The sequence below is a fragment of the Haloferax sp. AB510 genome, assembly GCF_024136985.1.
GTDB lineage: Archaea > Halobacteriota > Halobacteria > Halobacteriales > Haloferacaceae > Haloferax.
Window position 1 is genome coordinate 42956 of the sequence record NZ_JAMYJY010000003.1, and the last position, 10098, is coordinate 53053.

Here is a 10098-nt window from a genome sequence, read left to right on the forward strand (position 1 = left end):
ATGAGCGAAGCACATTCCGACTCGTTCGACCTGAAGGATCTCTACGACGAAGACATCGACCCGGACCCGGAATCGCGGGCCGACCGCGCAAAGCGATTCCTCGAGATGAACGTCGTCGCTCCCGCGCGCATCGCGGTCGACGACTGGCGCGCGCTCGTCGGCGGCGCGATTCTCGCGTTCTTCCTCCTCATGGGAACCGTCGGCGTCTGGCTCGTCGAGCGGCCGACGAGCGGTGACGCTCCCGTTCTCGCCGCGCCGTTCGAATCGCTCGCGTACCCGCTCGGCACCGACGTGTTCGGCCAGCCGATTCACGCCCAGCTCATCCACGCGACGCCGGGCATGTTCAAGATGATCTTCGCGGGCGCGGTCGTGAGCGTCGGTTTCGCCGCCCTCGTGGGCGTCGTCGCCGGCTTCGAACACGGCACGCGCATCGACTCGTTCCTGATGACCATCACCGACGTTGTTATCACGATTCCGGGCCTGCCGCTCATCATCGTCATCACGGCCATCTTCCAGCCCGAGAACCCCTACATCGTCGGTGTGTTCCTCGGTATCGACAACTGGCCGGGGCTGGCGCGGACCGTCCGCTCGCAGGTGCTGAGCATCCGCGAGGAGTCCTACGTCGAGGCGTCCGAAATCATGGGCATCCCGCTGTCGTCGATTCTCCGGCGGGACATCCTCTCGCAGCTCATGCCGTACGTGATGATTAACGGGGCGCTCACCTCCCGGCGCATCATCTTCGAATCAGTGGGGCTGTACTTCCTCGGCATCCTGCCGTTCACCACGTTCAACTGGGGCGTGATGATGAACCTCGCGTACGAGGGCAACGCGCTCACCCGACCGGACATGCTCCCGTGGATGGTCGCGCCCATGGTCTGTATCTTCCTGCTGTCGTTCGGGCTCGTCCTCCTGTCGCAGGGGCTCGACAGCCTGTTCAACGTCCGCCTCCGGGCACGCCACGCGAAAACCTCGAAGAAGAAAGGCACCTCGAAGAACAACCAATCGCAGGCGACCGGCGGGGACTGACCCCGTGCCAACACCTATTACCAGACGATGACTACCAACCAAACAATGCGAACGTCGAATCAGAACGACTCGGACCCGGATCAAGACGTCGTGTTCGAAGTCCGCGACCTGGAGGTTACCTTCGGGACCAACCGAGGCGAATCGAGAGTCGTCCGCAACGTCGACTTCGACATCTACCGCAACGAGACGCTCGGTATGGTCGGCGAAAGCGGCAGCGGGAAGTCGATGACGTCCTCTGCGTTGATGAACGCGGTCGTCAGCCCGGGCGAGACCTCCGGCGAGGTCACGTACTACCCGCCCGATGGCGGCGAGCCGATTTCCGTGCTCGACCTCGACGAAGAGGAGCTTCGGAAGTTCCGCTGGGGCGAAGTCGCCATGGTGTTCCAGGGCGCGATGAGCTCGTTCAACCCCGTCAAGAAGGTCCGCGGCCACTTCAAGGAGACCCTCGAAGACCACAACCGCGACGTGGAAGCGGGGCTCGAGCGCGCCCACCAGATTCTGGGTGACCTCTACTTAGACCCCGACCGCGTCCTCGACTCGTACCCCTACGAGCTCTCGGGCGGGATGAAACAGCGCGCGCTCGTCGCGCTCGCGCTCATCCTCGAACCGGAGGTGCTCGTGATGGACGAGCCGACCGCCGCGCTCGACCTCCTGATGCAGCGCTCTATCGTGTCGCTGCTCAAGGACCTCAAAGAGGAGTACGACCTGACGATTATCTTCATCACGCACGACCTGCCGCTTCTCACCAAGCTCGCCGACCGGCTCGTCGTGATGTACGCGTTCGACATCGTCGAGGTCGGCTCGACCGAGGAGCTTCTCTACGACGCGGCGCACCCGTACACGCGGTCGCTCCTCAACGCGACGCCGGACCTGAACGCGCCCATCGAGGAGATGCAGTCGATTTCGGGCTCGAAGCCCGACCCGGTGACCAACATCCCCGGCTGTTCGTACCGGCCGCGGTGCCCGATGGCCGATGAGTCCTGCGCGGAGGCGGAACCGCCGATGGCGGACCGCGGCAACGGCCACCGAACCGCGTGTTTCTACCACGACGACGTGGCCGACGAGATTCCGATTCCCGCGATGGAAGCGGCCGAAGAGGGGGGTGAAGGCGAATGAGCGTCGATAACTCCATCCTCTCGGTGGACGACGTGTCGGTGCACTTCACCGACAGCAGCGGCTTCCTCGGCCTGTTCGGCGAGCGGCAGACGGTCCGCGCCGTCGACGGCATCTCGCTCGACATCGGCGAGAACGACGTGGTCACGCTCATCGGCGAGTCCGGCTGCGGCAAGTCGACGCTCGGAAAAACCATCATCGGCGCACAAGAGCCGACCCACGGCTCGGTCACCTTCCGCGGACAGGACATCTGGGAGGCGAAAAACAACCGCAATCCGGACATTCCGTTCTCGGAGATTCGGCGGTCGCTCCAGATCATCCACCAGGACCCCGGCAGCGCGCTGAACCCGAACCAGCGCATCCTCACCTCGCTGATGCTCCCGCTGAAGAAGTGGAACCCGAACCTCGGCGAGGAGGAGCGCCGAAAGCGCATCTACGCGCTCCTCGAACGCGTCGGACTCACGCCCGCCGAGGACTTCGTCGAGCGGTTCCCCCACCAGCTCTCGGGCGGCGAGAAACAGCGCGTCGTACTCGTTCGGTCGCTGTTGTTGAACCCGGACGTCATCCTCGCCGACGAGGCCATCAGCGCCCTCGACGTGAGCCTCCGGGTGGAGATGATGGACCTGATGCTCGAACTGCAGGACCTGTTCAACACCTCCTACGTCTTCATCAGCCACGACCTCTCGAACGCCCGGTACATCGCCGAGAAGTCCGGCGGCCGCATCGCCGTCATGTACCTCGGCCGCATCGTCGAAGTCGGACCGATAGAGCAGGTCATCGGCGACCCACAGCACCCCTACACGCAGGCGCTGAAGTGGGCGACGCCGAACCTCTACGAGGGCGACGAGGACGACGACCTCCCGATTCGGAAGATCGACATCCCCGACCCGACGAACAGGCCCAGCGGCTGTCACTTCCACCCGCGCTGTCCGAAGGCGCGCGAGGTCTGCGAGACGAACGACCCGGGCGCGTTCGAAGACGAGAACGGCCACGCCGCGCGGTGCTTCCGCGCCGACGACACCCACGAGTACTGGGACAGTCCGAGCATCGTCGACGACTGAATCACCGTTCGCGGACGCCGCGACCCAGTTTTCAACGCTCCGTTTTCGCCCCGCAGAGCCGTTCGAGCCGGTCGAACGACGCCCGCACGAACAGTATCTATTTGTGTGCGGAGGGCTACCGTGTGAGTACGTATGTCAGTCAACGCATCGCGCGTGCCTTCGCTCCGGAAGGTCGCGTCGTCGAACCGGAACTTCATCATAACCGTGCTCTCCGGCGTCTTCATGGTTCTCCTCGCGCGGTTCGTCCTCGACGGGACGCTCGCGGGGATGTTCGGCGTCTGGGGCATCTCGCTCGTCGGCGTCGGCATCGGCGGCTTCCTGTTGCTCCGACTCTGGGGCTCGTACAATTGACCGCGGAGGTCCGTCACCAGCACCGACCGTCGAACTGAATCACCGACCCAAAAACAGCGTGCAGCGTACAGCGTTCCGCGAGCGACCGCCGTCGATTCTGTTTCGTAGCGGCCCTCGTCGGTTGTTCCGTACTCGTTTCGCCGCGCGTTCTCGCGCGGTTACTCGACGCGGTTGGCGTCGATGTAGTCCCAGTCGAACGCGTAGCCGAGGCCGGGCGTCTGCGGCAGTTTGACCACGCCGTTCTCGTCGATTTCGTCCGGCGGGTGTTCGAGACCGGGGAAGTACGTCTCGTAGTCGTGTTTCGGGTGCAGGAGGCCGCGCTCGTAGTACCGGCCGGGGAACGCCATCGTCCCGAGCAGTTGGAGATTGGGCGCGTCGCGGCCGTGAATCTCGCACTCGATGTTGAACGACTCACAGAGGCCGACCGCCTTCAGCGCGGGCGTGATGCCGCCCACGTCGTAGACGCCGACGCGGATGATGTCGGCGATGTCCCGCTTTATCCACTCGGCGCGGGTGTGCATCCGCCCCTCGGCGGTCTCGGGGCCGACGACGGCGATATCGAGTTCGTTCGAGAGCCACTCGTAGGAGGACATCGAGTGTTCGTCCATCGGCTCCTCGATCCAGCGGAAATCGAGGTCTTCGAGCGCCTTCCCGATTTTCTTGGCCTCGCTTCGGCTGTAGAAGTGGTGGGCGTCGAGCATGAGGTCGATGTCGTCGCCGACGCGCTCGCGGACCGCCCGGCAGGCGGCGATGTCCTGTTCGGGGTCGTCGCCGAACGGCGGCATCCACGTGTGGAGCTTGACGGCCTGATACCCCTCCTCGACGAGTTCCTCGGCGAAGTCGGCGTACGCCTCCGGGGAGCCGAGTCCGTCGGGGTCGTCGTCGCCGACCATCGTACTGCCGTAGGCCGGGACCGAGTCCCGCGCCGCGCCGATGAGTTGGTAGACCGGGAGGCCGGCGTCTTTGCCGGCGATGTCCCAGAGCGCGCAGTCGATGGGCGCGACGCGCTTGTCGGTGAGCGTCCCCTTGTTCAGTCGCTCGGCCCGGCAGAGCAGTTGCCAGAGCTTCTCGCGGTACAGCGGATTCTCGCCGACGAGGTGCTTCTTGGCGAACTCGTTGGCCGCCTCGTGGCCGCCGCGGCAGTAGCCGTCGGGGCCGCCGTCGACGACGACGTGTGTGATGGTCCGCGTCGACTCCCTCGGCTCGCCGGGATGGCCGTGGCCCTTTTCGTCGGGGTCGATGTGGGACTCACAGCTGAACCGGATGGTACGGATGTCGCTGATCTCCATTCGTGGTAGTCGGTTACGCGGAACGCTCATAAAAGTACGGCGGGACCGGCGATTTCGGGGGCCGGGCGGCGGGGAGAGCGTGGGAGAGAACCCGGCGACGCCGGTCCGTCAGTCCAGCACGTCGGCCGGCTCCTCGGGGTACGGCTCGCGGACGAGCCGACCCATGTCGATTTCCTGGTACGGGGCACGCCGGAGCGTCCCGTTCTCGACGAACTCGTCCGCCCCCGCGTCGGTCAGCTTTGCCGCCAGCGCGTCGCGGAGTTCGGCGACGACCTCGGGGTTATCGGCGGCGCACTCGTCGAGTTCGTTCGGGTCGGCCGCGAGGTCGAACAGCTGTTCGCAGCCGCCGTTGCGCATGAACACGTACTTCCAGCGACCCTCGCGGACCATCCCGGTGAAGTTCGGCGGGAGCCTCGGCGTCCGGTGGTAGCCGAACAGTCGCTCCCTCGGCTCCGCGTCGCCCCGAATCGACCCGAGCACGTCGACGCCGTCGCGGAGTTCCTGGTCGCCCGCGGCGGTCGTCGCGATGCCGAACAGGTCGGTCAGCGCCACGAGGTCGTCGCGGCGCTCGCCGGCCGGTAGTTCCGCGGGCCAACTCACGAGGAACGGGACGCGACACGACGACTCGAAGAACGACGACTTCTCCCAGCCGCGGTGGTCGCCGAGCAGTTCGCCGTGGTCCGAGAAGAAACAGATGAGCGTGTTATCCGCGTCGTCGCGGGCTTCGACCGCGTCGAGCAGGCGACCGATTCGGCGGTCGACCTCCGAAATCATGCCGTAGTAGTACGCCTTGATGACCCGGGCGGTGGTGTCGTCGATGCCGCCCTCGCGGGTCGTCCAGAAGTGGTGGTTCTGGGCGGGTATCTTCTCGTCCATATGGTCGGTTTCGAGGTCACCTTTCACCGGGTTTCCGAGGCGCTCGGGGTCGTACATCCGGTCGAAGGGGGGCGACGGCGCGAACGGCGGGTGCGGCGGTTCGTACGAGACGAGGCCGAAAAACGGCTCGTCGGTGTCGCGACCGATGAGATCGACCGCGCGGTCGGTCATCCACGCCTCGTAGTTGTCGTCCGGTGGGAGCCGGTTCTGTTGGGGGAGGTGGACCATCGCCCCCTGTCGAGCGGTCGTCTTGACCTCGTGGCCGGTCTCCTCGCGGAACGTCTCGAAACTCAGGTGGTGGTCGTAGCCGAGGTCGATGTCGCGCGGGTGGGCGTGGTACTTCCCGACGAGGAAGGTTCGGGAGCCCCGCTCGCGCATGCTTCGGGCGAGGAAGGGGCCGCACCGCTCTTCGAGCTGACGTGCGTCGCGCTTTTCGTTCCCGAGGTAGCCCGTCGTGATGGCCTCACAGCCGGTCCGAATCGTGTGTCGCGCCGGGATGCAGATCGGGTCCGGCGAGTAGGCGTTGGTGAAGGAGACGCCGCGGTCGACGAGTCGGTCGATGTTCGGGGTGTGGATTCGACTGTTTCCGAGCGCCTGAATCGTGTCCGACCGTTGCTGGTCAGTCATCACGAACAGGACGTTTGGGCGAGCATCACTCACGGCCGAACTCCGACCACCAGTAGTATAAAGATAGGCCACCGCGAGGGTACGCGTACATGCCACCCGCAGCGAGTGCCTTCGACGTGACAGCCTACGCCGACGAGACCGACGACCTCCAGACCGAGGCGTTCCAGACGGCCATCGACGACTGCTCGGAGTCCGGCGGCGGAACCGTCACCGTCCCCAGCGGGACGTACACCGTCGGAACCGTCCATCTCCGAAGTAACGTGACATTCTATCTGGAAGCTGGCGCGGTCGTCAGCCCCGCGAAAGAGGAGTCCGAGTACACGGACAAGTTCATCGGCCCCGACAACGAGCGCATCTTCTTCCTCGCCGAGGACGTGGAGAACGTCACCATCGCCGGCGAGGGCGAGTTCGACGGCCTCGGGACCGAGTTCATGCGGATGGACACGCCCATTCAGGGCCACTCCAACGAGAGCGCGTCGCACCCGCTCATCTCGAACGGCCCCCACGAGGCGCGGCAGGGCGACGCCTACCTCTCGCGGACGAAGGGAACAGACGGGTGGCCGGTCGCGAAACCCGACTTCCGCCCCGGCCCGATGTTCCGGTTCAACAACTGTACGAACGTCCGCATCCGCGACGTGACCATCCGCGACATGCCCGCGTGGACGCTGTCGTTCCACGGGACCGAAGAGGTCGACATCCGCGGCGTCGACATCCTCAACCACCTGCTCATCCCGAACTGCGACGGCATCGCGCTCGGCGACACGAAGAACGTCCACATCTCCGACTGCACCATCCAGTCGTGTGACGACAGCATCACCTTCGGCGCGCGACCCGACGAGCCGGTGACCTGCGAGGGCATCGTCGTGACGAACTGCACGCTCCGGTCGAGCGCCTGCGCGATCAAGTTCGGCTCGGGCACCGACGACACGATTCGCGACTGCCTGTTTCAGAACATCGTCGTCCAGGAGTCGAACCGCGGCCTCGGCATCCAGCACCGCGATTCGGGCGTCGTCGAGAACGTGCTTTTCACCGACATCGTCGTCAACTCCAACATGCTCCCCGGTCCGTGGTGGGGCAAGGGCGAACCCATCTACGTCACGTCGGTCCCGCGGGACGACGACACCGACCTCGGCGGGATTCGGAACGTGCGCTTTTCGAACATCGTCGCGCGCAGCGAGAACGGGGCGCTCGTCTACGGCTCCGAGGATTCCGACATCGAGACCATCGAGTTCGACAACGTCCGCATCGAACTCACCGGGAGCGAGTACGCCGACGAGGTGGGTGGCAACTTCGACCTCCAGCCGAGTTCGGTCGTCACGCCAATCTTCGCCAACGACATCGCCGGCGTCCACGTCGAGAACGCCCGCGACGTGACGATGCGCGACGTGACCGTCGAGTGGGAGGAAAGCGACGACCTGCCCGACTACTACCGGAGCGGACTGGCCTGCGAGGACGTGGACGGCCTGCTCGTCGACGGCTTCGTCGGCCGACAGGCCCACCGCGACGACGATGCGGCGGCGATATCGCTCGTCGACACGACGGACATCACGGTTCGGAACTCCCGGGCGACAGCGGGAACGGGGACGTTCCTCTCGCTGTCGAACACGGACAGCGAGCGACTGTTCGTGAACAACGACCTCATCGACGCCGCCGACGCCGGCGACGTGGAGTCGTTCGAGCGGTCGGGGAACGCCCTCCCGCGATAACCCGTACGTTCAAGCCGACGCGACCACGACGGACGAACGCGAAAACACGCAGTCGAGCCCGCGACGTTCGATTCGGTTCGGATAGCCGTATCGCCGTCTGTGGCCGTTCCAGCGGCGTTTCTCCCCGTGAACGGTGGGTTTTTGCTCCGAGCCGCCGACGGTCGAATCGATGGTACAAGAGCTGACGCTAGCCGAAGCCAAGACGATTCTCGACGCGATGGAGGAGAAAGCCGAGGAACTCGGCGTACCGCTGAACCTCGCGGTGACGAACAGCGAGGGCAACCTTCTCGGCTTCCGCCGGATGGACGGCGCGAAGCTCGTTGCGAGCAACATCGCACAGAACAAGGCCTACACCGCCGCCGCGGTGAAGAAACCCACCCACGAACTGAAGGAAGGAGCCGAACCCGGCGGCGACGTGTATGGTCTCCACACGACCGACAACGGTCGTGTCGTCGTCTTCGGCGGCGGGTTCCCGGTCGAACACGACGGCGTCGTCGTCGGCGCGGTCGGCGCGAGCGGCGGTGCGGTGTCCGAAGACATGGAAGCGTCCCAAGCGGGACTCGAAGCGTTCGAACCGCTCCGCTGAGACGCCCGCGTCGGAGTCGCCGAGTCCGGTTTCAGTTTCGGTTCCGACGACACCCAATCCAGCGTATCTGTCCTCACGGTCCCTTTTCGGTCAGAATCGAACGTACGCCGAGCGGTCAGTCTCGGCCGCGTAGAGGCACCCCGTCATGTCCGCGACGTAGAGCGTCGAGCCGTCCGGCCCGCCGAGCGTGCAGTTCGTCGGGCGGTTCTCGGGGAACGGGTGACGTTCGAGCACCTTGCCCGACGTGGAGAAGACGTAAATCGACGGTCCCGGACCGCTTTTTTCCCAGCCGGCGCAGGCGACGATTTCGCCCGACTGCGTGAGCGTCATGCCGTCGATGCCGCGGTGGTCGCCGAAGTCGTGCAGTATCTCGCGGGGGCCGAGCGACCCGTCGTCCCGAATCGGGTAGGCTCGCAGGTCGGTCTCTTGGTCCGGGCCGTAGGTACATTCTGCGACGTACAGTCGCGTCTCGTCCGGCGAGAGAAGGATGCCGTTCGGGCGGTCCATCTCGTCGGTGAGGTGGACGAGTCGCCATTCGTCGCCCGCGTCCGCATCTACCCGCTCGGCCCGGAAGACGGAGGTGTGGCCGAGCAACCCCCGGTCCTTGTCGTCGGGGTCGGTGAACCAGACGTCGCCGTCGCGGTCGATTTCGAGATCGTTCGGCCCGTTGAGCGGCGTGCCCTCGAACTCGTCGACGACGACCGCCGCGGGTTCGCCCGGGGCCAGTGCGGCGATGCGGTGGCCCTCGGCCTCACAGGCGTACAGCTCGCCACCGAGGCCCTCGTGGAGGCCGACCGCGCCGGCGGTCGAATCGATGTAGACGCCGGTCTCCCCCGACTCGGGGTCGTATTCGAGGACCTGATGCTCCGTTATCTCCGTGAATCGAACCGCGTCGCCAGTCCAAATCGGCCCCTCAGTCGCCCGGAACGGACCCGCGACTCGCTCGAACTCCCATGCCATCGAGTGGTCGTTCTTTCCACGGGGACTTAAACGTCGTCCGACGGGCTCGAAATCGGTCGCTCGGTCATGGGGTTCCGATTTGTCAATTCTAATTCCAATATTAGAAACAAGTAGAGGGCAGACTGTCGTCCAACGGAAGCGACGCAGCACTGTCCGGATGCCGAACCCTGCACAGAACAGAACCTTCGATTTAGCATAAGAATCTTTATGTTTTATATGTAATATTCGAAATTGGATATGTTGTTCTTCTTATTTGAATATATGTTAGAAAATTTTGTCCGGATATATACCACAATTGAAGAATATTACACATACTAGAGGCAGATATGGGTTCAAAATACTAGTTTCTCAAAAATCTGTTCTGATTTAGACACATTTCGTTCAAAAATGTCAATTAAAAGTTTAACATAGTATTTTGATAAATATCCGTGAGGCACCAACCGATAACGGTATCCTCGGGAATCGCCACTCTTCGCGGAGACGAGAGACGAACGCGGACTCGC

Annotated in this window: 9 protein-coding genes; 6 read left to right on the plus strand and 3 right to left on the minus strand. The window is 64.3% G+C overall.

The annotated features are described in order from the left end of the window. The 4 genes from NKF06_RS01025 to NKF06_RS01040 all read left to right on the plus strand — a co-directional run bounded on the left by NKF06_RS01025 (position 1) and on the right by NKF06_RS01040 (position 3551). Positions 1-1026 (plus strand): ABC transporter permease, encoded by a 1026-nt coding sequence (locus NKF06_RS01025; protein ID WP_058828530.1) that lies wholly within the window; start codon positions 1-3, stop codon positions 1024-1026. A gap of 45 nt (positions 1027-1071) precedes the next feature. Further along, complete coding sequence (locus NKF06_RS01030) at positions 1072-2142, plus strand: ABC transporter ATP-binding protein (protein ID WP_253244243.1); 1071 nt, start codon at positions 1072-1074, stop codon at positions 2140-2142. Further along, positions 2139-3200, plus strand: a complete 1062-nt coding sequence (locus NKF06_RS01035) for an ABC transporter ATP-binding protein (protein ID WP_253244244.1) — start codon at positions 2139-2141, stop codon at positions 3198-3200. The genes NKF06_RS01030 and NKF06_RS01035 overlap by 4 nt, the downstream gene beginning before the upstream one ends. 132 nt (positions 3201-3332) lie before the next feature. Further along, entirely contained in the window at positions 3333-3551 is a 219-nt protein-coding gene (locus NKF06_RS01040; protein ID WP_058567742.1) for a hypothetical protein, read from the plus strand. 158 nt (positions 3552-3709) lie between these two features. On the opposite strand, the gene NKF06_RS01045 is transcribed toward NKF06_RS01040, so the two are convergent. Both NKF06_RS01045 and NKF06_RS01050 read right to left on the minus strand, forming a co-directional pair. Next, on the minus strand, positions 3710-4840 hold the full coding sequence (locus tag NKF06_RS01045; RefSeq protein ID WP_253244245.1) for an enolase C-terminal domain-like protein: 1131 nt from the start codon (positions 4838-4840) through the stop codon (positions 3710-3712). A 108-nt stretch (positions 4841-4948) separates the two neighbouring features. Continuing rightward, positions 4949-6376, minus strand: coding sequence for a sulfatase-like hydrolase/transferase (locus tag NKF06_RS01050; RefSeq protein ID WP_253244246.1), 1428 nt, complete (start codon positions 6374-6376; stop codon positions 4949-4951). Positions 6377-6432: 56 nt separating this feature from the next. Here NKF06_RS01050 and NKF06_RS01055 point away from each other — a divergent pair, with 56 nt between their 5' ends. Both NKF06_RS01055 and NKF06_RS01060 read left to right on the plus strand, forming a co-directional pair. Further along, positions 6433-8049, plus strand: coding sequence for a glycosyl hydrolase family 28 protein (locus NKF06_RS01055; RefSeq protein ID WP_256477163.1), 1617 nt, complete (start codon positions 6433-6435; stop codon positions 8047-8049). 169 nt (positions 8050-8218) lie between these two features. After that, positions 8219-8635, plus strand: coding sequence for a heme-binding protein (locus NKF06_RS01060; RefSeq protein ID WP_042664749.1), 417 nt, complete (start codon positions 8219-8221; stop codon positions 8633-8635). Between the two features lie 90 nt (positions 8636-8725). On the opposite strand, the gene NKF06_RS01065 is transcribed toward NKF06_RS01060, so the two are convergent. Next, positions 8726-9595 carry an SMP-30/gluconolactonase/LRE family protein gene (locus NKF06_RS01065; RefSeq protein WP_253244247.1) on the minus strand — a complete coding sequence of 290 codons (870 nt, stop codon included), beginning with the start codon at positions 9593-9595 and terminating at the stop codon, positions 8726-8728. Positions 9596-10098 lie beyond the last annotated feature (503 nt).